Genomic DNA, 23,566 nt, shown 5'->3' on the forward strand with positions numbered 1-23,566 from the left:
TGGAGGCGGGAGTGATCGCGTAGTTCCCGTCTCGTAGTTCCCGCGCTAGCGGGGGATCGGGATGGGGATGGGGATCGGGGGAAGTTGCGGGAGGCCCGGCAACTGGATCCCCGGGAGGGATGGCGGGGGAGCGGCGGACGGCAGCGGATGCTGGGTGCCGTCGCTGACGTAGATCGTGATCACCGAGCCGGGGATGGCCGAACCATCCGGCGAGATGCTCATGACCGTGCCCTTGTTCGCGCCGGGCGTGGAGGTCACCGATACCTGGAATCCGGCGGCGATCAGATTGCCGGTCGCCTCGGCCTGGTTCTGGCCGATCACATCCGGAATCTGCGAATTATTCGAGCCGCGCACGTACTTGTCATCCAGCGGCGGCAGACTCAGCGGCGGGAACTTGCCGAGCACGTTCTTCATCGCGCCCAGCCAGGTCCGCGCCGGTTCATTACCGCCGTACAGGTTTCCGCTGCCGCAATTGCGCAGCGGGTACGAGCAGATCTCCCCCGGAGTGGGGCTGTCACCGTAGATGTACGCCGAACCCGCGAACGAGCCGCTGAACGCCAGGAAGGCCGAGGAGCGGTGCGTTTCGGTGGTTCCCGTCTTGGCGGACAGCGGGAAGTTCCAGCCGACCGATCCGGCGGCACCGGCACCGGTACCGCTGACCACGTCATGGCTCAGCGCGTTGGCGAGCGTATTGGCCAGACCCGGATCGACCACCTGCTCGCACGCCTGCTGCGTGAGCGGCACCGGCTTACCGCTGCGGTCCAGCACCTCCTTGATGGGGGTGGGCGGGCACCAGCGACCACTGGAGGCCAGTGTCGCGGCCACATTCGACAGCTCCAGCGCGTTCACGCCGACCGGGCCCAGGGTGAAGGAACCGAGGTTCTGATCCTTCACCATGTCCGCCAGGCTCTGATTCCCATGCCCGGAGGTTCCCGGCTGCGCGTACGAGCGCATGCCGAGGCGCACGGCCATATCCACCGTCGGCGTGACGCCGACGGCCTGGATCAGCTTGACGAAGGCGGTATTCGGTGAGGTCGCCAGCGCCTCGGTCACCGACATCGGCGACTTGTAGGCACCGGCGTTCTTCACGCAATACGTCTCGGCCGGGCAGCCCGGCGTGCCACTGTTACCCATGCCCTTGGCCTGGAAGTTCGCGGGGACGTCCAGCTGTGCGCTGATGCCGAGCCCCTTCTCCATCGCCGCGGCCGTGGTGAAGATCTTGAAAATCGAGCCCGCGCCGTCACCGACCAGCGAATACGGCTGCGGCTGCACGGTTTGATGCGCATTGCCGTCCAGTCCGTAGGTGCGGCTCGACGCCATCGCCAGCAGCGGATGCGAATCCTGTCCCGGGGCAACCACATTCATCACCGAGGCGATGTCGTCCAGATTCGGATCGGCGTTCGCGGTCACCGACGCCTTGGTCGAGTTCTGCACATCCGGATCGAGGGTGGTGCGAATCAGGTAGCCGCCCTTGTCGATCTGATCGCGGCTGATCCCGGCATTGGCCAGGTACTGCAGCGCGTAATCGCAGAAGAACCCGCGATCATTGGCCGCGATGCAGCCGCGCGGCAGCCCCTTGGGCTCGGGCAGCACGCCCAGCGGATCGGTCTTGGCCTTGCGGAACTCGTCGGCCCGGCTGGGGATATTCGCGATGAGCGTGTCCAGCACGGTGTTCCGGCGCTCGAGCACGCCCGCGGGGTTGGTGTACGGGTTCAGCTTGGAGCTGGACTGCACCATGCCCGCCAGCATGGCGGACTGCACGATGTTCAGATCCTTGGCGTCCACGCCGAAGTAGGTCTGCGCGGCGTCCTGGATGCCGTACGACGAATTGCCGAACGGAACCAGGTTCAGGTAGCGGGTGAGGATCTCGTCCTTGGTGAGCTGCTTGTCCAGCGTCATCGCCATGCGGATCTCGCGGATCTTGCGGGCGGGCGTGGTCTCGATGGCGGCGCGGCGTTCGGCGTCGGTCTTGGCGACCACGAGCAGCAGATAGTTCTTCACATACTGCTGGTCGATGGTCGAACCACCCTGCTGCACTTCGCCGCCGCTGGTGTTGGTCAGGAAGGCACGGAAGGTGCCCTGCCAGTCCACGCCACCGTGTTCGGCGAAGCGTTTGTCCTCGACGGACACGAGCGAGAGCTTCATGTCGTTGGAGATCTTGTCGCTGGGGACCTCGAATCGGCGCTGCTCGTACAGCCACGCGAACGGCTGCCCGTTGGCGTCGACCATGGTCGACACCGCCGGGACCGCGCCTTCCACCAGTTCGGCGGAGACGTTGTCTACGGCGTCGGCGGCTCGGTTGGAGATATAGCCGAAGCCGCCGGCGAGTGGGAACAGCAGCCCGGCGAGGAGAACGGCGGCCAGGACGCAGCTGCCGGCCAGTCTCGCGAGCGTTCGTGTGATCGGCACGGCCCCTAGCCTAATTGCCCTTTCCGGTGCTTGGCGCTCGCCCGGGCACGGGGTGTCCATTCGTCTCAAAGATGCCGACTGGCCGGTTTTAGGCAACGAATGCATGGACGGACGTACCAGAAAATCTCAGGACGGTCTTGCGCGAGCGCTACACCACTATCTAGATTGAGAACCCAGTGTGATAGAGCTAACACTCAAAGTGGAATGTGGTGCAGTTCGCAGTGGGGTTGGGTATCTGCGCGCTGCACACGCGATTCTGGAGCGCCGTGACCCGGTGTTCGGACTGCAAAGGGGCACTTAAATGCACATGACTACCCCGATAGCTCGATTGGACGTGGAGCAGGCCGAAGCAAGGATCGCCTGGGTTTCCCAGGCCCGATGCAAGGAAGTGGATCCCGACCAGTTGTTCGTGCGCGGCGCTGCCCAGCGCAAGGCGGCAACCATCTGCCGGCACTGCCCGGTGCTGATGGAATGCGGGGCGGACGCCCTGGACAACCGGGTCGAGTTCGGTGTGTGGGGCGGCATGACCGAACGGCAGCGTCGCGCGCTGCTGAAGCAGCATCCCGAGGTGACCTCCTGGGCGGACTTCTTCCGTGTCCAGCGTACGCAGAAAGTAGCCATGTAATCAGCCGTATTCCCATAGGCAGAACGGACCGAGCCCGCTGATGCGGGCTCGGTCCGTGTCTGGGGTCGGAACGGGCAGAACAGGCAAATCCTCCGTCGTAATTCAGGGGGGTTGCGCAGTCGCGCCAACGCTGGCGCATATGCGTCAGGCGGTTCGGGCGGCTCCCGCCTCGGCCAGCTGATCGCCGACCGCTCGCAATGCCTCGAGATCGGCGACCTCGAACGGCAGGGCCGTCACCGCCGCGATCGGCACCCGCGGGTGCGCGCCCGTGAACCGGTGCAGCAGATGCTGTTCCCGCTTCGCCGTCACCGCCCGCTGCGCGTGAATCCGCAGTACGGCGGCCGCCAGCGCGGCCGGGGTCTCGGATTCGCCGTTCACCGCCGTCGCGGGGGCCAGCTTGTCCGCCGCGACCTGTGCCTGCTCGGCCGAGAGCGAACTCAGTACGGGGTGCGTGCGATTGAGCACCAGCCCCGCCAAAGGCATCTTGTCCGTGGACAACCGGTCCACGAAGAACGACGCCTCCCGCAGCGCGTCCGGTTCGGCCGCCGCCACCACGATGAAATGCGTGCCCGGCCGGGACAGCATGGCGTAGGTGCGATCCGCGCGATCCTGGAATCCGCCGAACATGGACTCCAGCGACTGGAGGAACACCGAGGCGTCCTTGAGCAGCTGTCCGCCGACGATCGTGGACACGCCACGCAGTGCCAGGCTCATGGCACCCGCGACCAGTTTGCCGACGCCACGGCCCGGCGCCATGATCACGCGGATCATCTTGCCGTTCAAAAAATTGCCGAGACGCTTGGGCGCGTCGAGGAAGTCCAGGGCGTTCCGCGAGGGCGGTGTGTCGACCACGATCAGGTCCCACTCACGTTTGCTCGCCAGCTGCCCGAGCTTCTCCATTGCCATGTACTCGGATGTGCCGCCGAACGAGGACGCCACGGTCTGATAGATCGGATTGGCGAAGATCTGCTCGGCCTTCTCCGGACTGGTGTGCTCGAGCACCATGTCATCGAAGGTGCGGCGCATATTCAGCATCATGGCGTAGAGCTCGCCCTTGACGCCCTCGCCCAATTCGACCTTCTGCGGGGTGTTTCCGAGATCGCTGACGCCCAGTGATTGCGCGAGCCGGCGTGCCGGGTCGATGGTCAGCACGACGACCTTGCGGCCCGCCTCGGCGGCACGCAGCGCGATGGCCGCGGCGGTGGTGGTCTTGCCGACGCCGCCGGAACCGCAGCACACCACGATGCGCGAGGTCGGATCGGCGAGCATCTTCGAAATGTCCAGGGGGACGGTATTGGCCGGAACGATCATGGTCAGCGGACTCCCTGCGCGCTCAATACTTCGGCCAGCTCGTACAGCCCGCCCAGATCCATACCGTCGGCCAGCGACGGCAGGTACAGCCGCGAGATGTCCACCTGCGCCAATTCCTCGGCGCTCTCGTCCTGCGCGTGCAGGCGGGCGGAATGCTCCACGGTCTCGGCGACCAGGCCTTGGAAGTCGGCCTCGGACAAGGTGATTCCGGCTTCGGCGAGTCCGGCGCGCAGCGCGTCGGTATCGAGTTCGCCCGCGGCGGCCTTCTCCCGCAGTGCGCGCGGCAGATAGCCCTGATTGGCCCGGTTCACGATGACGGTGCCGATATTCAGGTCATTGGCGGTGAGTTCGGCGACCGCGTCCGCGGTCTCCTGCACCGGCAGCGCCTCCAGCAGCGTGACCAGGTGGATCATGGTCTGCGGCGAATGCAGCAGTTTGGAGACGCCCTCGGCCTGCGAGGCGATCGGACCGCCGCCGGCGATCTCGGCCATGGCCTGGGTGACGTCCAGGAAGCTGGCGATCCGGCCGGTCGGCGGCGCGTCGATGACGATTTCGTCATAGGCCGGTTTACCCGACTTGTCGACGCGCACCGCGCATTCCTTGATCTTGCCGGTCAGGATCACGTCCCGCAGGCCCGGCGCGATGGTGGTGACGAATTCGATCGCACCCACCCGGCGCATGGCCCGGCCCGCGAAACCCAGGTTGTAGAACATGTCCAGGTATTCGAGGAAGGCGTGCTCGACATCCAGCGCGAGGGCCAGCACCTCACCGCCGCCCTCGGCGGTGGCGATGCGAGTCTCGGTGGGCGGCAACGGCGGCAGATCGAAGAGTTGGGCGATGGACTGTCTGCCCTCGACCTCGACCAGCAGCACGCGGCGGCCCCCCGCCGCGAGCGCGAGCGCCAGTGCGGCCGCGACCGTGGACTTCCCGGTGCCGCCCTTCCCGGATACGTAGTGCAGGCGGGCCTTGTCCGCCCGCTCCGGCCAACCTGCTTCGACCCCCGGCTCAACCGAAACGGGCACTGCTATCGGTACTCCCACGCTCGCGAGCCTATAACCCGTTCCTGGTTCATGCCCACAAGTGACACCAACTGTCTGATACACCACTCTGGAATTCTCGATTTCCTGATATCGAATGTGCCAGAGCAGGGTCCGAGGTATGGGACGGCCGGGACCGGGGCTAATCTCACGACCATGAGTGATGTGACCGCGTGGGAGTACGCGACCGTGCCGCTGTTGACGCACGCCACCAAGGCAATCCTCGACCAGTGGGGGTCCGACGGCTGGGAGCTCGTCTCGGTACTGCCCGGGCCGACCGGTGAGCAGCACGTCGCCTACCTGAAGCGACCCAAGAACTGATGACCGCCGCCACCGCGTGGGCGGAAAACCTGGAGAAGCTGGGCGTCACCGTGCCCGCCGTGGCCGCGCCCGTGGCCTCGTACATTCCGGCCATCCGGACCGGGAACCTCGTCTACACCTCCGGCCAGCTGCCGTTCGTGGACGGGCAGCTCACCGTCACCGGCAAGGTCGGCGCGGAGGTCTCCACCGAACAGGCCGCCGAGGCCGCTCAGCTGTGTGCGCTCAATGCGCTTGCGGCCGTGCATGATCTGGTCGGGCTCGACAATGTGGTGCGCATCGTGAAGGTCGTCGGCTTCGTCGCCTCGGCCCCCGGCTACTCCGATCAGCCGGTCGTCATCAACGGTGCGTCGAACTTCCTCGGCGAGGTCTTCGGCGATGCGGGCGTGCACGCGCGCTCGGCCGTCGGCGTCTCCGAACTCCCGAAGAACACCCCCGTGGAAGTGGAACTCATCGCCGAAGTGCGCTGAGCGCTTGCCCGTTCGAGGAGACGTGGGAAGTGTGGTGCGTCCAACCCTGGACCCGCCGCACTCCCTGGGTTAGGACAGAAATATGACCCTCACTCATCCCGCGTATGAACAACTGCGGCAAGTGACTCCGTCCGCCGGTGTGGTGCTGGCCGACAATCCCAGCGGAATGACCTTGCAGGGCACCAACACCTGGCTGCTGCGTGCTCCGGGCAGCACCGACTATGTGCTGGTGGACCCGGGTCCCAAGGACCGCAAGCACACCGAGGCGCTGGTGCGCGAGACCGGCGGCAGGATCGCGCTGACGCTGATCACGCATCATCACGCCGATCACACCGGCGGTATCGACCGCCTGGTGAAGGCCACCGGAACCCCGGTGCGCGCCAAGGACTCCCAATTCCTGCACGGGTCGACCGCGGTGCTCGCCGACGGTGAGGTCATCGAGGCGGCCGGGCTCCGCATCACGGTGCTGGCAACCCCCGGGCATACCGAGGATTCGGTGAGTTTCCTGGTGGACGGCCCGGACGACGGGGATGCCGCGCTGCTCACCGGCGACACCGTATTGGGTACCGGGACCACGGTTCTCGAATCCCGCGACGGTGCGCTCGCCGACTACCTGAACTCGCTGAAGCGGCTGGCCGAGGCGGCCCCCGCGCGGGTGCTGCTGCCCGCGCACGGCCCGGATCATCCGGATGCCCTGCCGGTCATCGATTTCTACATCAAGCATCGCGAGGAGCGCCTGAATCAGGTGCGGGCGGCCCTGGCAGAGCTGGGCCCCAACGCGAAGGCGCTGCAGATCGTCGCGAAGGTCTACGCCGACGTGGACAAGCGGCTCTGGCCCGCCGCGCACAGTTCGGTGCAGGCCCAGCTCGCGTACATTCGCGCCGAGGGCTGATACGCACGAAGGGACCGGGTCGTCACTTTCGTGGCGACCCGGTCCCTACGAGTCTCTGTTCCCTGAGTGTCGCTGTGACTACCGCGCGCGGCGGGCCAGGCGCTCCGAGTCGGAGATGAGCACGCTCTTGCCCTCGAGCCGCAGCCAGCCGCGGTGCGCGAAGTCGGCCAGGGCCTTGTTCACGGTTTCGCGAGAGGCGCCGACCAGCTGGGCGATCTCCTCCTGGGTCAGGTCGTGGGTCACGCGCAGCGCGCCCGCTTCCTGGGTGCCGAAGCGCTGTGCGAGCTGCAGCAGCGCCTTGGCGACACGACCGGGCACATCGGTGAAGATGAGGTCGGCCAGGTTGTTGTTGGTCCGGCGCAGACGACGGGCGAGCACCCGCAGCAACTGCTCGGCGATCTCCGGGCGCTGATCGATCCAGGCCTTGAGGGCGTCCCGATCCATGGTGACCGCGCGGACCTCGGTGACGGTGGTGGCCGTCGAGGTGCGCGGGCCCGGATCGAAGATGGACAGCTCGCCGAACATGTCCGACGGGCCCATGATCGTCAGCAGGTTCTCGCGACCATCGGGGGAACGTCGGCCGATCTTCACCTTGCCGGAGGTGATGATGTAGAGCCGGTCTCCCGGTTCACCCTCGTTGAAGATGACATGACCGCGCGGAAAGTCCACGGGCTGAAGTTGTTTGGCGAGGGCGGCCACCGCGGTGGGCTCGACGCCTTGGAAGATGCCTGCTCTGGCGAGGGCCTCGTCCACGAATGTGCTCCTTATGGGAAATGGCTCTGTTCTGGACCGAAGCATTCGGCCGACAGTGCAGTCTACTTTGCAATACGTCCGGGTAGTGATAGACACCACGCGGCGGGGTCATTCTCCGACACGCGGAGTCCGATTACACGACACGCACCGTCGATCTCGCGACACGCAAAGTTCAACTCTAGCGACACGCCGTCGAGCTCACCCATGAAGATCGGAAAATGCTCTCGACCGGCCGAAAAACGGCAGATCGGTCAAAAGCGGAGCGCGTCGGCTCAGCTGGCCTGCGCCACATCCAGACCCTTGGCCGCGGGCCGGGCGCGCCGCGGACGCGCCGCCGCAGCGGGCAATCCCAGTTTGGTGAGGTCACTGACCTCGGCATTCGTGGCTCGATCCAGGTACTGCTGCACCTCCGGATCGGGCTCGAGCAGCTTGCGAAGCCGGTTCTCGACACGTTCCATCACCAATGCGAACAGCATCAGCGCTATCGGAAACAGCACCACAGCGAGTCCTTGCATAGGGAGGAGTAAACACGGCGAAGGTCTCAGATGGAACACGGCGGGTGCGCAGCCCGGTTGATGGGGCTTACAGGTTACGTAAGGTGGACGCGTGCGTGTCTCGACATCCAGCCAGGTGACTCCCGCCCTCGGCGCAGCTGCGCCCGTCGGCGGGAAAGCGAAGTCGCGCGCCAAGGAAACCCCCACCGGCCTGGTGCGTCGCGCCCGCCGGATGAATCGCACGCTCGCGCTGGCCTTTCCGGACGCACACTGCGAACTCGACTTCACCACGCCCCTCGAATTGGCCGTGGCCACAATCCTTTCCGCGCAGTGCACGGACGTCAGAGTGAACCTGACCACACCCGCGTTGTTCGCCAAGTACCGCAGCGCCCGCGATTACGCGGAAGCGAATCGGGCCGAGCTGGAGGAGTTCATCCGGCCGACCGGCTTCTACCGCAACAAGACCAGCTCGCTGATGGGGTTGGGTCAGGCGCTGGTCGAACGCTATGACGGCGAACTCCCGCATACGCTGAACCAGCTGGTGGAGCTGCCCGGCATCGGCCGCAAGACCGCGAACGTCATCCTCGGCAATGCCTTCGGCGTCCCGGGGATCACCGTCGACACCCACTTCGGCCGGCTGGTCCGGCGCTGGGGGTGGACGGACGAAGAAGATCCGGTGAAGGTCGAGCACATCGTCGGCGCGCTCATCGAACGCAAAGAGTGGACGATGCTCTCGCACCGCGTCATCTTCCACGGCCGTCGCGTCTGCCACGCCCGCAAACCGGCGTGCGGCGCCTGCATCCTCGCCAAGGACTGCCCTTCGTACGGCACCGGCCCCACCGATCCGGCCGTCGCCGCCGCCCTGGTCAAAGGCCCGGAAACCGAGCACCTGCTGGAACTGGTGGGGCTGTGAGCCCTGCGGCTCCACCCGAGCACACCGCACACCCACGGTCGCACGACACCGCGGGCGAACACGGCCATTCGACCTCCGCCGCGCCGCGGGACTCCGCCGACCGCACCGGAATTCGGCGGACCGGACCGGTTCGAGGAGTTGGACTGACCGACGCCTCCGGCATTGGTTCGGTCGGTGGCGCCACTGCGCCGGTGCGCGAACGGGTCCGGGCCGGTCGCAATAGGCTCGGCCGCGATGGAATTCGGCGGCGGGTCGGATTGATCGCTGTGTTCGCGGCTTTGGTGTTGGCTGTGGCGTCGTGCTCCAGCTCCGGTGGGGGTTCGGCCGGTGGTACTGCCGCGCCCGGCGGCAAGCCGGTTTCCGCGAGTGAGCGGGCGCGGGCCGCGCTGGTCGACTGTCCTGCTCCGTCGGGGGCTCCGGTTGCCGACAGTCCGCTGCGTGGACTGACTTTGAACTGCCTCTCCAATGGCAGCCCCATGGATTTGACCGCAGCGCTGGCGGGGAAGCCCGCGCTGCTGAATCTGTGGGCGTACTGGTGTGGGCCGTGTGCGGAGGAACTGCCGCTGCTGCAACAGTTCTCGGATCGGGCGTCGGCGTCGATCACGGTGCTGACGGTGCACAGTGATCCGGGTACGGCCAAGGGGTTGGCGCGGTTGACCGGGCTCGGGATTCATCTGCCCGGGGTGGAGGATCCGGATACCAAGGTGCGCACCGCCGTCGGCGCGCCCGCGGTATTGCCGATCTCCGTCCTGTTGCGCGCGGATGGCTCGATCGCCAAACTCGTTGTGCGCCCGTTCAAGAGCGTCGATGACATCGCCGATACCGTCGCGGCTGAGCTCGGGGTGCGGGCGTGAGGTGGCGAAATAGCTTGTGCGGCTTGGTGGTTGCTGGTGTGGTGGTCGATCTTGGAGCGTGGGCATGAGACTCGAGGTGCCTACGGGCTCCATTCCGGAGTGGCTGCGCGGGGTGGCCGACCACGATCCGGCCGATCCGACCGGCATGAATCCGATCCTGAAGCGACTGGCTTCGGCCGCCATGCGGGCGCGCGAGGCCGCCGTGCTGGTGCTCTTCAGCGGTGACGAGACGGCCGATCCGAACGCATTGGGCGGCTTGCCCGCCGACGCCGATGTGCTGCTCACCCAGCGCGCGGCGACCATGCGCACGCACAGCGGTCAGGTGGCGTTCCCGGGCGGCGGGGTGGAACCCGGCGACGACGGTCCCATCGGCACCGCGCTGCGCGAAGCCCAGGAGGAGACCGGCCTGGATCCGGCGGGCGTCGAGCCGATCGCCGTGCTGCCCAAGATCTTCGTGCCGCCGTCGCGCTTCGATGTGACGCCGGTGGTCGCGTACTGGCGCACCCCGGGCGAGGTCGGCGTGGTCAGCGAGAACGAGGCGACCCGCGTGGTGCGGGTGCCGGTCGCGGACCTCATCGATCCGGCGAACAGATTCGTGGTGCGGCATCCACTCGGCTATATGGGTCCGGCGTTCACCGTCGACGGCATGCTGGTGTGGGGCTTCACCGGGGGAGTACTGGCCGGACTGCTCGCGGTCTCCGGTTGGGAACATGAATGGGACCATCACGATGTGCGTGATCTGCAGGCCTCTTTGGCGGCGGTTGGGATGACGTTATGAGTTCTTCGGCCTGGCTCGACCTCGGCATCTTGATTCTGGCGCTGCTGGCCGCCACCTCCGGGTGGCGGCAGGGTGCGGTCGCGTCCGCGCTGGCTTTCCTAGGCGTGGTTCTGGGTGCGGTCGCGGGCATTCTGATCGCCCCGCACATTCTGATCCACCTCAGCGAGGGGCGATCCCGGGTGCTGGTCGGCGTCTTGCTGATCGTGGCCCTGGTGATCGTCGGCGAGGTGGCGGGCATGGTGCTGGGCCGGGCCGCGCGCAGCGGTATGCGCGATCCGTTCACCCGCAGCGTGGACAGCGTGGTCGGCGCGGGCCTGCAGATGGCGGCGGTGCTGGCCACGGCCTGGCTGCTGGCGCTGCCGCTGGCGAACTCGTCGCAGCCGGGAATCGCGGCCGCGGTCAAGAACTCTCAGGTCCTGGTGAATGTGGACCATGTCGCGCCGGATTGGCTGCGGCGGGTGCCGAACGAATTCTCCAACCTGCTCAATACTTCCGGGCTGCCGGACGTCATCGGACCGTTCGGGCGCGTCCCGATCGCGGCCGTGGAGCCGCCGGACGCCAGCGTGCTGCAATTGCCGGTGGCGCAATCGCTGCAGTCGAGCGTGCTGCGCATTCGCGGTATCGCGCCGAGTTGCCAACGGCAGCTGGAGGGTTCGGGCTTCGTGGTCGCACCCGAGCGTGTCATGACGAACGCGCACGTGGTCGCGGGCACCAGCACGGTGAGTGTGGACACCGCGCGCGGGTCGATGGAGGCGCAGGTCGTGCTGTTCGACTCCTCCAAGGACATCGCGGTTCTGGCGGTGCCCGGTCTGAACGCGCCGGTGATCCCGTTGGCCCCCAAGGCCGCCAACTCCGGTGAATCCGCGATCGTGCTCGGCTACCCGGGCGGCGGCCGCTACACGGCCAGCGCCGCACGTGTCCGCGAGACCCTGGATCTCAAGGGCCCCAACATCTATCGCGACAACAATGTGCAGCGCGAGGTGTACACGGTGCGCGGTCAGGTTCGCGCGGGTAACTCCGGCGGCCCGCTGGTCGACACCGACGGCAATATCCTCGGCGTGGTCTTCGGTGCCGCCGTCACCGACGACGACACCGGCTACGTGCTGACCCTGGACGAGGTGCGCCCGGAAGTGAATGGCGCGGCCGGAGATTCGACCCCGGTCGGCACCGGCAGCTGCGTCCTGAGCTGAGCCCGGACAGCAGGCGAGCCGCCCCGGCCACCCCGGCGCGGCTCGCCTTCGTCATCCCGGCGCGCTTTTGGCCGGGATCCACACCGGTCGCGCGGATCTCGGCCGAAAACATGCCGGGATGACGAGGGTTTGTCAGGCCAGGAGTTTGGCGAGCTCGGCGGTTACGGCCGCCGGATTCTCCTGGTGCGCATAGTGTCCCGCGTCCGGGATGGTGATGACGCGGCGCTGCGGGGAGAATTCCTGGCCGCGCCGAATGGTGCTGGTCAGGATGTAGCGGTCACGGTCGCCGTGCATGGACAGCACGGGGATGTCGATCGGTTCGCGCATGGTTTCCATGAATCGCGCACCGTCGGGCCGCCATTGGCTGCGGAAGGCCCAGCGCTGGTATTCCAGCGCACAGTGCGCCGCGCCCGGAATCCGGATGGCGGTGCGCATGCGTTCCGCGGTGTCCGCGAATTCCGGTGTGGCGGACCAGTGTTCACCGGCGTGCTGGCGCAGCAGGCGTTCGATCTCGGCCCCGTTGTCGGCGGTGATGAGGTTCTCCGCGTAGCGCGGGATCTGATAGCGCAGGAAGTTCGGCAGCCAGGTGGCGCGCTGCTTGCTGTCGCGCAGGATGGAACTCTTGAGCGCCGCCGGATGCGGTGAGCTCACCAGTCCGATGGCGCGCACCACGCGCGGTTGCAGCACCGCGGTCGCCCAGCACACCAGCCCGCCCTCGGCGTGGCCGACGAGCGTGGCCTCGGTATGCCCGAGCGCGCGAATGAGTCCGGCGATATCACCGGCGAGCGTCCAGCCGTCATAGCCGCGCGGTGGTTTATCGCTGTCGCCGTAGCCGCGCAGATCCATCGCGACCGCGCGATAACCCAGTTCGGACAGCGCGGTCAGTTGATGCCGCCACGACCACCAGAAGTCACCGAAGCCGTGCAGCAGCACCACCAGCGGCGTTTCCGGATCCGCGAAGACCACGCCGCCCGCGGGCATCGCCTCGACCACGTGGAAGCGAATGCCGTTGGCGTGCACATCCCGATGGGTCCACGGTCCGTCGTAACGGACAGCGGACGGATCGGGGGGCGATATCGACGACACGCCGAAGGAGACTAATCGACGGTCTACAGCCGCGGCTTGCCGAGACCCGCGCCGGCGTCCGCCGAATGCTCACCGGAGCCGCTGAAACCGCTGGGCAGCACCGTCTTCACTTCCTTGAGCGATTCGATGGTCTTCTCCGGCGCGCGCAGTTTGCGCACCTTGAGATAGCCGAACAGCGCCAGCGCCGCCGTCGCCACGATCATCAGCAGGAAGACGATGAGGAACGCCAGCCAGCGGTACACCCACACGTCCAGCAGTTCGGCGAGGAAGAAGAAAAAGAAGAAGGAGCTGAACAGCAGGACGGTCAGCGCCGCGATGAAGAAGACGCTGCCCTGCAGGCCCTTCTTGACCTCGCCGGTCACCTCGGCCTTGGCGAGCGCGACTTCGGCGCGCACCAGGGTCGACATCTGTTCGGTCGCGTCACGCACCAGGCTGCCGATGGTCGCCGATTCGTGCGTATCGACATCGGACAGCGGAATCGAGGTGATGGTGCGGGTGCGGTCCCCGTTTCGCCCGTTACCGCCCTGTGTGAAGCTCAATTGCTCGACCCTTCTCCATGTCCCGGAACTCCCCGGTGTCGCTCACTGTTGTCCTTGCAGTGCCCGCTCGTCACGGCGCGCCTGGTGGGCGCGGCCACGACGCAACAGTAGTGCCGATCCTGCCAGGGAAGCCGCCAAAGACGTCAGCAACACCGCTGCTTTCGCGAGTTCGACCGCGGAGCCGTCGCCGACGTCCGCGAGTGCGAGTTCTGCCACCAAGAGGCTAACGGTGAAGCCGATCGCGCCTAGTACCGACAGGGCGAACATGTCCCGATAATCAAGATCGTCGGGCCGCTGGGCGATACCGAGACGTACCGCGAGCCAAGCGAACCCGAAGATGCCGAGGGTTTTACCGGCCAGCAGGCCCACGATGATGGCGAGCGAGATCCGGTTCGTGAACAGCTCCGAGAACACCTCGGTATCGAGCTTCACGCCCGAGGCGAACAGCGCGAACAGCGGTACGCAGAGCGCGGCGGAGATGGGCTGGAAGAAGTGCTCCAGTTTGGCCGCGGGCACGCAGTGCTCGTCCTCGTCGGGATCGGGCCGCACCCGGGTGAGCAGACCGAGCGCCACGCCCGCGAGGGTCGGGTGAATGCCCGCTTCGTGCAGCGAGTACCAGGCCAGCAGCGCCAGCGGCACATACAGGAACGGCGTCCCGATGCGCTTCCACTGGCCCAGCGCCCATACCGCGCAGCACAGGATCGCGATCGCCAGCCACAGCATCTTCAGCGTGGTGGTGAACAGCACCGCGATCAGGATGATGGCGATCAGATCGTCCACCACGGCCAGGCTCAGCAGGAACACCCGCGCCCCCGCCGGAATGCGAGAACCGGTGAGCGCCAGCACCGCCAGCGCGAACGCGATATCGGTGGCGACCGGGACCGCCCAGCCGCGATCCATGCCCTCCACGCCCCAGCCGATGCCGATGGCGATGAGCGCGGGCATCACCACACCGCCGATGGCCGCCACGATGGGCAGGGTGGCGCGTTTGGGATCGGCCAGTTCGCCGACCACCAGTTCCCGTTTGAGTTCCAGCCCCGCGACGAAGAAGAAGATCGCGAGCAGTCCGTCCTTGGTCCAGTCGGCCAGGGTCAGATTCAGATGCAGCGCGGGAATGTCGAGATGGGTCTCGGTCATGGTCGTGTAGCTCGCGCCCCACGCGGAGTTCACCCACAGCACCGCGGTCGCCGCCGCGATGAGAAGCAGTGCGCCACCGAAGGTTTCGGTCCGGAGATAGCGGGACAATTCGGAGCGCAACTGAACAATCAAAGGGTGCACCTTTCCGGCTGTGCGGTCGACAGAACCTGCGGAGTGCGACTCACCGGAGCTCGGTCGGCACATACCGCATGCCGACCAGACTTCCCGGCACACCTTACGCAATTCTAACGGTTGATTCCGGACATAAGGACCCGGGTCGTGTCGCGCGACCTGCGCGGAACGCGAATCGGCCCCATGACCAACCGGTCATGGGGCCGATGCCGTTGTGCGCCGGAGCTTTACGCCTTACCGGCGCGAATCGCCTCGAAAACGTTGGGATCCACCAGGGTTGAGGTGTCACCCAGTTCGCGGCCCTCGGCCACATCGCGGAGCAAACGGCGCATGATCTTGCCCGAGCGGGTCTTGGGCAGTTCGGGAACCACGTGGATCTCGCGCGGGCGGGCGATGGGGGAGATCTCCCGGGAGACCTCGGCCTTGAGCTCGGCCACCAGGTCATCCCCGGTGTTCTGCGCTCCCGCGGTGAGGATCACGAAGGCCACGATGCCCTGTCCGGTGGTCTCGTCGGACGCGCCGACCACCGCCGCCTCGGCGACGCCGGAGTGACCGACCAGCGCCGATTCCACCTCTGCGGTCGAAATGCGGTGGCCCGATACGTTCATGACGTCGTCGACGCGCCCCAGCACCCACAGATCGCCGTCGGCGTCGAGTTTGGCCCCGTCACCGGCGAAGTACCAGCCCTGGTCGCCGTAGCGCGCCCAGTAGGTCTCCCGGTAGCGCTCGTTATCGCCCCAGATGCCGCGCAGCATGGACGGCCACGGCTCATCGAGCACCAGGTACCCGTTGGCCTCGGTCTCGCCCAGTACGACCGGCTTGCCCTCTTCGTCGACGACCTTGGCCGAGATGCCCGGCAGCGGGGTCATGGCCGCGCCCGGCTTGGCCGCGGTGACGCCCGGCAGCGGCGAGATCATGATGGTGCCGGTCTCGGTCTGCCACCAGGTGTCCACGATGGGAGTCTTGTTGGCGCCCACCACATCCCGGTACCAGCGCCACGCCTCGGGGTTGATCGGCTCGCCCACCGAACCGAGCACGCGCACGCTCGACAGATCGTGCGCGTCGGGAATCTCCCTGCCCCACTTCATGAATGTGCGCACCAGCGTCGGGGCGGTGTAGTAGATCGACACCCCGTACTTCTCGATGATCTGCCAATGCCGGTGCTCGTCAGGGAAATTCGGTGTGCCCTCGTACAGCACGGAGGTCGCGCGATTGGCCAGCGGCCCGTACACGATGTACGAATGTCCGGTCACCCAGCCGATATCGGCGGTGCACCAGTACACGTCCTGGCCGGGCTTGTGATCGAACACGTAGTTGTGCGTGTACGACGCCTGGGTCAGATAGCCGCCGGAGGTGTGCAGGATGCCCTTGGGCTTCCCGGTGGTGCCGGAGGTGTAGAGGATGAACAGCGGATGCTCGGCATCGAACGGCTGCGCCTCGTGCTCGGGCGACGCGTCGGCGACGGTCTCGTGCCACCACACGTCGCGGCCCTCGGTCATGGGCGTGTCGATCCCGGTGCGGTTGACCACCAGCACCTGTTCGACGGTCGAATTCCCGTCCGCGAGAGCCTCGTCCACCGCCTCCTTGAGCGGGGCGGGCTTACCGCGCCGCCACTGCCCGTCGGTGGTGATGACCAGCCGCGCCCCGGTGTCGTCGATGCGCTGGCGCAGCGCGCTGGGCGAGAATCCGGCGAAGACCACCGAATGCGGCAGGCCCAGCCGCGCGCAGGCCAGCATGGCGGCGACGGCCTCGGGCAGCATCGGCATGTAGATGGCGACGCGATCCCCGGCGACGAGGCCGATCGAGGTCAGATAGTTCGCGGCGCGCGACACCTCGGCCAGCAGCTCGGCATAGGTGATGGCGCGGGAATCGCCGGGCTCGCCCTCCCAGTGGATGGCGATCTGATCGCCGTGCCCGTCCAGCACATGCCGGTCGACGCAGTTGTAGGCGACGTTCAGCTTGCCGTCAACGAACCATTTGGCGAAGGGCGCGTCATCCCAGTCCAGGACGCGGGTCCACGGCTGCGCCCAGTGCAGGCGCCGCGCCTGTTCGGCCCAGAACCCTTCGCGATCGGCCGCGGCCCGCTCGTACAGCGCGGCGTCGGCGTTGGCGGAGGCGGCGAACTCAGCGCTCGGTGGATAGGCATCCAGGTGATCGGCGGTGCTTTCGGTCATCTCTCTCTTCTTCTCTCGCGCGTGCCGGCCACGGGGTGACCGCGGCCACGTTCGACCCTAACCGAGTGTGATCTGCGTCGTGCCCGGCTGTCGCCTTCGGTCCCACTCTGTGCATTCGCGACATTCCCACCCGGCGTGTGACCGAACCGTGAACCACCCGGACCGGGCATTGTGCAATGTGTCAGGTACGGCCCCCCGCGCGAGTCGCTCATGTTGCCGGATTGCTAACAAGGCGAACAATCCCGTTTCGATCCGCTGACACCCGCTGTCCGGACGGTTACTGTCCGTTTCACCCAAGGCGGATCGTGGTTGAGCGCTGAAGGACCTCCGGCGCGCGTCACCTTCCCCTCGCCATTTCCGGACACCGGGAGAAATGCGTTGAGAATCAAGACGATAACCGCGGTGGCGGCCGCAGCGTTGATGGCCACGAGCTTCGCGCTGACCGGCTGCTCCTCGGACAGCAGCAGCGGTGACGACCTCGTGAGTGTGAACGCGGCCGAACCGCAGAACCCCCTGGTGCCCACCAACACCAACGAGAACATGGGCGGCCGCGTGGTGGACCGGCTGTGGGCCGGGCTCAAGTACTACGACGGCGGCGGCACCCCGCACAACGAGATGGCGCAGTCCATCGAGACCACCGACCGGCAGCATTACAAGATCACCATCAAGCCGGACTGGAAATTCACCGACGGCACCGCCGTCACCGCGAAATCCTTTGTGGACGCCTGGAATTACGGCGCCCTCGGCACCAACGCACAGCTGCAGAACTGGGCCTTCACCCCCATCCTCGGGTACGAGGACGTCTCCGCGACCCCGCCCAAGGCGCAGACCCTGTCGGGTCTGAAGGTGGTCGACGACCACACCTTCACCGTCGATCTGAAGCAGCCGTCCATCGACTTCGAACTCGAGCTCGGCTTCGCGCCGTTCTATCCGCTGCCCGACGCGGCGTACAAGGATATGAAGGCGTACGGCGAGAACCCGATCGGCAACGGACCGTACAAATTCGCCAATACCGGTGCCTGGCAACACAATGTGCAGATCGAACTGGTCCCCAACCCTGACTACCCGGGCGGCCGCCCGGCCAAGAACAAGGGCCTGCGGTTCAAGATGTACGCCAATATGGACACCGCGTACGCCGACCTGCTGCAGGGCAATCTCGATGCGCTGGACGTGATTCCGGATACCGCGCTGGCCACCTACGAACAGGATCTCGGCGACCGCGCCATCCACAAGCCGATCGCGTACAGCCAGCACATCGGCAGTCAGCCGAATCTGGCACACTTCTCCGGCCCCGAAGGCGTACTGCGCCGCAAGGCCATCTCGATGGCCATCAACCGGGAACAGATCGCCACCAACATCTTCCACGGCACCCGCGTCCCCACCAAGGACTTCACCGCCTTCACCCTGCCCGGCTTCCGCGACGGGCTGCCCGGCTCCGAGGTGCTGAAATTCAACCCGGACGAAGCCAAGAAGCTCTGGGCGCAGGCCGATGCCATCTCACCGTGGTCGGGGACCTATCAGATCGCCTACAACTCCGACGGCGGCCATCAGGCGTGGATCGAGGCCGTGGCCAACAGCGTCAAGAACACCCTCGGTATAAACGCGGTGGGCGCGCCCTACCCGACGTTCAAGAGCATTCGCGACGAGATCCAGGCCAAGACCATCGGCAAGGCGTTCCGGTACGGCTGGCAGGGTGACTACCCGTCCATGTTCGAATTCCTCACCGCGCTGTATCTGAGCACGTCGGAGACCAATAACGCGGGATACAACAGCCCGGAATTCGACGGACTGCTGAACAAGGCCCTGGCCGCGCCGACGCCCGAGGCGGCGTACGACATCATCGCGCAGGCGCAGGCCGTGCTGTTCCGGGATATGGCCGATATCCCCGTGTTCGACTACAACGTCGCGGCGGGCCGCTCGGACAAGGTGAAGAAGGCCGACGTCTCCTGGTCGGGACTGTTCGACTTCGAGAACATCGAAAAGTAAACCGCTGCTAGGGAAACGGGTTGCGGCACGGTGTAAATCACCGTGCCGCAACCACTCCCGCCATTCGATGGAGTGAACCATGGCTTGGTATATCGTGCGGCGGCTGCTCCAGATGATCCCGGTCTTCCTCGGGGCCACGCTGCTCATCTATTCGATGGTCTTCCTGATCCCCGGCGACCCCATTCAGGCGCTGGCCGGTGACCGTCAGATGACCCCGGCGGTGGAGGCGGCGTTGCGCGCCCGATACCACCTGGATCAGCCGTTCTTCATTCAATACCTGGAATATCTGAAAGGTATTGTCACCCTTGACTTCGGCACCTCGTTCTCCGGACGCCCGGTGCGCGACGAGCTGGCCCGCGCCTTCCCGATCACCTTCCGGCTGGCCATCATGGCCGTCTGCATCGAGGCCATTTTCGGCATTACGTTCGGCCTGATCGCCGGACTGCGCAAGGGCAAACTGTTCGACTCCACCATGCTGGTGCTGAGCCTGGTCATCATCGCGGTGCCGATCTTCGTGGTCGGTTTCCTGGCGCAGTATCTGCTCGGCGTGAAATGGGGTATCGCACCGGTGACGGTCGGCGCGAAGGCCGGATTCACCGATCTGCTGGTGCCCGCCTTCGTGCTCGGATCGCTGTCCTTCGCCTATGTGCTGCGGCTGACGCGAAACTCGGTGGCGGAGAACATGTCCGCCGACTACGTGCGCACCGCCACCGCCAAGGGGCTGAGCCGCAGACGCGTCATCGTGGTGCACATCCTGCGCAATTCGATGATCCCGGTGGTCACCTTCCTCGGTACCGACCTCGGCTACCTGATGGGCGGCGCGGTCGTCACCGAGGGCATCTTCAATATTCCGGGCGTGGGCGGCACCCTGTACCAGGCGATCGTGCGCGGCGAACCACCCACCGTGGTGGCCTTCGTGACCGTGCTCATCGTGATACTGCTGCTGGCGAACCTGCTCGTCGATCTGCTCTACGCCGCCCTCGACCCGAGGATCCGCTATGCCTGAGATCGCGAAAACTCGTGCGGGACAAGAACATTTCGTGGCCCCGCCGGATGAGGTCGAAGTGCTGGCCACCGACCGGCTCGACGAATCCGGCGCGCCGACCAGCGTCTGGCGCGATGCCTGGCGGCAGCTGCGGCGCAATCCGATCTTCGTCATCGCCGCACTGCTGCTGATCTTCGTGGTGCTGGTCGCGGCTTGGCCGGAACTGTTCACGAATCAGGATCCGCGATACTGCAACGGCGATTTCAGCATGCACAAACCGGGCAGCGGACACCCCTTCGGCTTCGACAAACAGGGCTGCGATATCTACGCCCGCACCGTCTACGGCGCACGGGCGTCGGTGCTGACCGGTATCGGCTCCACCGCGCTGTTCGTGCTCATCGGCGGGGCCCTGGGCGCGATCGCCGGATACTATGGCGGACTGTTCGATTCGATCATCTCCCGGATCGCGGAGATCTTCTACGCGCTGCCGCTCATGCTCGCCGCCATCGTGCTCATGCAGATGCTGTCCTCGCGCACCATCTGGACCGTCATGATCACCCTGGCCTCGTTCTCCTGGCCGCAGGCCGCCCGCATCACCCGGGGCGCGGTCATCGAAGCCAAGAACAGCGAATACGTCACGGCGGCAAAGGCATTGGGCGTCTCCAGATTCCGGACGCTGCTGCGGCACGTACTGCCCAACTCGGCCGGGCCGATGATCGTGGTCAGCACCATCTCGCTCGGCGTCTTCATCGTCACCGAGGCGACGCTGTCCTACCTCGGCGTCGGACTGTCCCGGCAGATCGTGTCCTGGGGCTCCGATATCGCGGTGGACCAGAAGGAGATTCGCACCTCCGCGATCCTGTTCTATCCGGCGACCGCGCTCGCGCTGACCGTGCTCAGCTTCATCATGCTCGGTGACGCCGTCCGCGATGCCCTCGATCCCAAGGCCCGGAAGAGGTGACCGATATGGACGAACCACTGCTCGAAGTCCGCGACCTGAACGTGAGCTTCACCTCCGACGGTAAGCAGATCCCGGCCGTGCGCGGGGTGAACCTGACCGTCTATCCGGGCCAAACCGTCGCCATCGTCGGCGAATCCGGCTCCGGGAAATCGACCACCGCGCACGCCATCATCGATCTGCTGCCCGGCACCGGGCGAATCACCGACGGCTCCATCATGTTCGGCGGCAAGGATTTGGCCAAGGCGTCCAAACGCGAGATCGTCGGCGTACGCGGCCGGGGGATCGGGTTCGTGCCGCAGGACCCCATGTCGAATCTGAATCCGGTGTGGAAAGTCGGATCCCAGATTCGGGAAACCCTGGAGGCCAATGGCATTGCCAAAGGCAAGGCCGCCAAACAGCGGGCAGTGGAGCTGCTCACCGAAGCGGGGATGCCCGATGCCGAACATCGGGTCAACCAGTATCCGCACGAATTCTCCGGCGGTATGCGCCAGCGCGCGCTCATCGCCATCGGATTGTCTTGCCGCCCGGAGCTTCTCATCGCCGATGAGCCCACGTCCGCGCTGGACGTGACCGTGCAGCGGCAGATTCTGGACCACCTCGACACCCTCACCAGTGAACTCGGCACGGCCGTGCTGCTTATCACGCACGACCTCGGATTGGCCGCCGAACGCGCCGAACACCTGGTGGTCATGTATCGCGGACGGGTGGTGGAATCCGGTCCGGCACAACAGATTCTGCGCGAACCGCAGCACCTGTACACCAAGAAACTGGTGAACTCCGCGCCGTCGCTGGCCTCACAGCGGCTGTCCTCGGTGCAGCAGCGCGCCGAAGTGCGGGCCCAGGCCGTGCAGGTGGCGGGTCAGCTCGCCGAGGCCGACGCCGAATTCGCCGCCGCGCCGGACGACGTGCTGACGGTGGAGAACCTCACCAAGGTCTACAAAATTCGCGGCAGCACGCCCTGGAAGTCCACCGAACTCGTTGCGGCGGACGATGTCTCGTTCCGGCTGCAACGCGGCACCACCACCGCCATCGTCGGCGAATCCGGCTCCGGAAAATCCACCGTGGCGCAGATGGTGCTGGGTCTGCTCGAACCGACCTCCGGCCGGGTCACCTTCGACGGCCGCGAGGTCGCGACCCTGAACACCAAGGCCGCCTTGGCTTTCCGCCGTCGCGTCCAACCCGTCTTCCAGGACCCCTACGGTTCCCTCGACCCCATGTACTCCATCTACCGCACCATCGAGGAACCGCTGCGGACGCACGGCATCGGTACCGCCAAGGAACGCGAAGCCACCGTCCGCGACCTACTCGACAAGGTCTCCCTGCCCGCCTCGGTCATGCGCCGCTACCCCAACGAACTCTCCGGCGGCCAGCGTCAGCGCGTCGCCATCGCCCGCGCCCTGGCCCTGTCTCCGGAGGTCGTCGTCTGTGATGAAGCCGTCTCCGCCCTGGACGTCCTGGTCCAGGCCCAAATCCTGCAACTGCTCAACGAACTGCAAGCCGAACTCGGCCTGTCTTACCTTTTCATCACCCACGACCTGGCCGTAGTCCGCCAGATCGCCGACAACGTGGTGGTCATGCAATCCGGCAAAGTGGTCGAGGCCGCACCCACCACCGACGTGTTCGACAACCCGCAATCCCCGTATACCCAACGACTCCTGGACGCCATCCCGGGCCGGGACCTGCTCGTCAGCTGATATGTGACCTGCCAGTAGCCTCGTATCTCGTGACCGATCCGCTACAGCCACTCGTCGAACTGCCCGGTGTGGTCGAGGCCGCCGACAAAGCGCGCGACGCACTCGCTGAAGTGCACCGGCACAAGGCGAATCGCCGGGGATGGCCGACCACCGCGGCCGAGGCGGCGGTGCGCGCGGCCCGATCCTCGGCGGCCATCGAGGGCGGGACCATCGACCTGCCCGCCGACGGCAATGTCGAGGATCCGATCCTCGCGGGCGCGCTGCGGGTCGGTCAGGCCCTGGACGGCGATGCTCTGCGCACCTTGGTCGGCGTGTGGGAGCGAGCTCCACTGCAGGCGTTAGCCCGCTTACACCTGCTGGCGGCGGCCGACATGGTCGAGGACAAGGAGTTGCTGGGCCGGCCGCGCAATGTGCCCGGCGTGGCCGAACGACTGGATCTGCTCGCGCAGACCGTGCAGGCCACCAAGGCCCCGGCCCCTGTGATCGCGGCCATCGTGCACGGCGAACTGCTCGCGCTGCGGCCCTTCGGAACCGGCGACGGCATCGTCGCGCGCGCGGCCTCGAGGCTGGTCGCCGTGTCCAGTGGCCTGGACCCGCACAGCCTCGGTGTGCCCGAAGTGTTCTGGTTGCGGCGTCGCCAGGCGTATCTGGACGCGGCCGCCGGATTCGGCATGGGCACCGCGGAAGGCGTCGGCGGCTGGGTGATCTTCACCAGCGGCGCGCTGGAAGATGGTGCGCGCGAAGCCCGTTCGATCGCCGACGCGGCGGCGGGCTGAGTCCGGACATCAAAGCGGGCGGCGTAATCGCTCTCGCGATCTCACCGCCCGC

The 23,566-nt window shown here is 66.4% G+C and carries 22 protein-coding genes; 13 read left to right on the plus strand and 9 right to left on the minus strand.

Annotated features, from left to right (window positions below):
* Positions 1 to 45 precede the first annotated feature (45 nt).
* The gene (locus tag ACFC0O_RS26250) at positions 46 to 2,409 is read right to left on the minus strand and encodes a penicillin-binding protein (RefSeq protein WP_375962212.1); all 2,364 of its coding nucleotides are present in this window, start codon (positions 2,407 to 2,409) and stop codon (positions 46 to 48) included.
* Positions 2,410 to 2,710: 301 nt separating this feature from the next.
* Here ACFC0O_RS26250 and ACFC0O_RS26255 point away from each other — a divergent pair, with 301 nt between their 5' ends.
* Positions 2,711 to 3,034, plus strand: a complete 324-nt coding sequence (locus tag ACFC0O_RS26255; RefSeq protein ID WP_067569470.1) for a WhiB family transcriptional regulator — start codon at positions 2,711 to 2,713, stop codon at positions 3,032 to 3,034.
* Positions 3,035 to 3,178: 144 nt separating this feature from the next.
* Here the strand turns inward: ACFC0O_RS26255 and ACFC0O_RS26260 are convergent, their stop codons facing one another.
* Both ACFC0O_RS26260 and ACFC0O_RS26265 read right to left on the minus strand, forming a co-directional pair.
* Positions 3,179 to 4,345 (minus strand): ArsA family ATPase, encoded by a 1,167-nt coding sequence (locus ACFC0O_RS26260; RefSeq protein ID WP_375962214.1) that lies wholly within the window; start codon positions 4,343 to 4,345, stop codon positions 3,179 to 3,181.
* 2 nt (positions 4,346 to 4,347) lie between these two features.
* Positions 4,348 to 5,367: an ArsA-related P-loop ATPase gene (locus ACFC0O_RS26265; protein WP_375962217.1), complete on the minus strand. Its 1,020-nt coding sequence runs from the start codon at positions 5,365 to 5,367 to the stop codon at positions 4,348 to 4,350.
* A 171-nt stretch (positions 5,368 to 5,538) separates the two neighbouring features.
* Here ACFC0O_RS26265 and ACFC0O_RS26270 point away from each other — a divergent pair, with 171 nt between their 5' ends.
* The 3 genes from ACFC0O_RS26270 to ACFC0O_RS26280 all read left to right on the plus strand — a co-directional run bounded on the left by ACFC0O_RS26270 (position 5,539) and on the right by ACFC0O_RS26280 (position 7,062).
* A complete protein-coding gene (locus ACFC0O_RS26270; RefSeq protein WP_157535338.1) occupies positions 5,539 to 5,703 on the plus strand; it encodes a DUF4177 domain-containing protein in 165 nt (54 codons plus the stop codon).
* Positions 5,703 to 6,170 (plus strand): RidA family protein, encoded by a 468-nt coding sequence (locus ACFC0O_RS26275; protein ID WP_364637516.1) that lies wholly within the window; start codon positions 5,703 to 5,705, stop codon positions 6,168 to 6,170. Before ACFC0O_RS26270 ends, ACFC0O_RS26275 begins: the two co-directional genes overlap by 1 nt.
* Before the next feature lie 82 nt (positions 6,171 to 6,252).
* On the plus strand, positions 6,253 to 7,062 hold the full coding sequence (locus tag ACFC0O_RS26280; protein ID WP_375962221.1) for an MBL fold metallo-hydrolase: 810 nt from the start codon (positions 6,253 to 6,255) through the stop codon (positions 7,060 to 7,062).
* Between the two features lie 78 nt (positions 7,063 to 7,140).
* Here ACFC0O_RS26280 and ACFC0O_RS26285 read toward each other — a convergent pair whose 3' ends face one another.
* Both ACFC0O_RS26285 and ACFC0O_RS26290 read right to left on the minus strand, forming a co-directional pair.
* A complete protein-coding gene (locus ACFC0O_RS26285; RefSeq protein WP_019044571.1) occupies positions 7,141 to 7,815 on the minus strand; it encodes a Crp/Fnr family transcriptional regulator in 675 nt (224 codons plus the stop codon).
* Positions 7,816 to 8,087: 272 nt separating this feature from the next.
* Positions 8,088 to 8,330, minus strand: a complete 243-nt coding sequence (locus ACFC0O_RS26290; protein WP_153802894.1) for a hypothetical protein — start codon at positions 8,328 to 8,330, stop codon at positions 8,088 to 8,090.
* Between the two features lie 115 nt (positions 8,331 to 8,445).
* On the opposite strand from ACFC0O_RS26290, the gene nth reads away from it, so the two are divergent.
* The 4 genes from nth to ACFC0O_RS26310 all read left to right on the plus strand — a co-directional run bounded on the left by nth (position 8,446) and on the right by ACFC0O_RS26310 (position 12,044).
* The gene (nth, locus tag ACFC0O_RS26295) at positions 8,446 to 9,222 is read left to right on the plus strand and encodes an endonuclease III (protein WP_375963837.1); all 777 of its coding nucleotides are present in this window, start codon (positions 8,446 to 8,448) and stop codon (positions 9,220 to 9,222) included.
* 290 nt (positions 9,223 to 9,512) lie between these two features.
* Entirely contained in the window at positions 9,513 to 10,076 is a 564-nt protein-coding gene (locus ACFC0O_RS26300) for a TlpA family protein disulfide reductase (RefSeq protein WP_375962227.1), read from the plus strand.
* A gap of 64 nt (positions 10,077 to 10,140) precedes the next feature.
* Complete coding sequence (locus ACFC0O_RS26305; protein WP_375962229.1) at positions 10,141 to 10,854, plus strand: NUDIX hydrolase; 714 nt, start codon at positions 10,141 to 10,143, stop codon at positions 10,852 to 10,854.
* Positions 10,851 to 12,044, plus strand: a complete 1,194-nt coding sequence (locus ACFC0O_RS26310; RefSeq protein ID WP_375962231.1) for a MarP family serine protease — start codon at positions 10,851 to 10,853, stop codon at positions 12,042 to 12,044. Before ACFC0O_RS26305 ends, ACFC0O_RS26310 begins: the two co-directional genes overlap by 4 nt.
* Before the next feature lie 132 nt (positions 12,045 to 12,176).
* Here the strand turns inward: ACFC0O_RS26310 and ACFC0O_RS26315 are convergent, their stop codons facing one another.
* The 4 genes from ACFC0O_RS26315 to acs form a co-directional block, all read right to left on the minus strand.
* Positions 12,177 to 13,121, minus strand: a complete 945-nt coding sequence (locus tag ACFC0O_RS26315) for an alpha/beta fold hydrolase (RefSeq protein ID WP_375963839.1) — start codon at positions 13,119 to 13,121, stop codon at positions 12,177 to 12,179.
* 32 nt (positions 13,122 to 13,153) lie between these two features.
* A complete protein-coding gene (locus ACFC0O_RS26320) occupies positions 13,154 to 13,669 on the minus strand; it encodes a phage holin family protein (RefSeq protein WP_364637524.1) in 516 nt (171 codons plus the stop codon).
* A gap of 42 nt (positions 13,670 to 13,711) precedes the next feature.
* Entirely contained in the window at positions 13,712 to 14,938 is a 1,227-nt protein-coding gene (gene nhaA / locus ACFC0O_RS26325; RefSeq protein WP_375962234.1) for a Na+/H+ antiporter NhaA, read from the minus strand.
* 227 nt (positions 14,939 to 15,165) lie between these two features.
* Positions 15,166 to 17,112 carry an acetate--CoA ligase gene (gene acs / locus ACFC0O_RS26330; RefSeq protein WP_375962236.1) on the minus strand — a complete coding sequence of 649 codons (1,947 nt, stop codon included), beginning with the start codon at positions 17,110 to 17,112 and terminating at the stop codon, positions 15,166 to 15,168.
* 420 nt (positions 17,113 to 17,532) lie between these two features.
* On the opposite strand from acs, the gene ACFC0O_RS26335 reads away from it, so the two are divergent.
* The 5 genes from ACFC0O_RS26335 to ACFC0O_RS26355 all read left to right on the plus strand — a co-directional run bounded on the left by ACFC0O_RS26335 (position 17,533) and on the right by ACFC0O_RS26355 (position 23,514).
* Positions 17,533 to 19,098 carry an ABC transporter substrate-binding protein gene (locus ACFC0O_RS26335; RefSeq protein WP_375963841.1) on the plus strand — a complete coding sequence of 522 codons (1,566 nt, stop codon included), beginning with the start codon at positions 17,533 to 17,535 and terminating at the stop codon, positions 19,096 to 19,098.
* 79 nt (positions 19,099 to 19,177) lie between these two features.
* Positions 19,178 to 20,104 (plus strand): ABC transporter permease, encoded by a 927-nt coding sequence (locus ACFC0O_RS26340; RefSeq protein WP_375962238.1) that lies wholly within the window; start codon positions 19,178 to 19,180, stop codon positions 20,102 to 20,104.
* The gene (locus ACFC0O_RS26345) at positions 20,097 to 21,044 is read left to right on the plus strand and encodes an ABC transporter permease (protein WP_364637534.1); all 948 of its coding nucleotides are present in this window, start codon (positions 20,097 to 20,099) and stop codon (positions 21,042 to 21,044) included. Before ACFC0O_RS26340 ends, ACFC0O_RS26345 begins: the two co-directional genes overlap by 8 nt.
* 5 nt (positions 21,045 to 21,049) lie before the next feature.
* Positions 21,050 to 22,738, plus strand: a complete 1,689-nt coding sequence (locus ACFC0O_RS26350) for a dipeptide ABC transporter ATP-binding protein (RefSeq protein ID WP_375962241.1) — start codon at positions 21,050 to 21,052, stop codon at positions 22,736 to 22,738.
* A 29-nt stretch (positions 22,739 to 22,767) separates the two neighbouring features.
* Positions 22,768 to 23,514 carry an oxidoreductase gene (locus tag ACFC0O_RS26355; protein ID WP_375962244.1) on the plus strand — a complete coding sequence of 249 codons (747 nt, stop codon included), beginning with the start codon at positions 22,768 to 22,770 and terminating at the stop codon, positions 23,512 to 23,514.
* The last annotated feature ends 52 nt before the right edge of the window (positions 23,515 to 23,566 follow it).

The sequence above is a fragment of the Nocardia sp. NPDC056100 genome (assembly GCF_042266325.1).
Taxonomy (GTDB): Bacteria; Actinomycetota; Actinomycetes; order Mycobacteriales; family Mycobacteriaceae; genus Nocardia.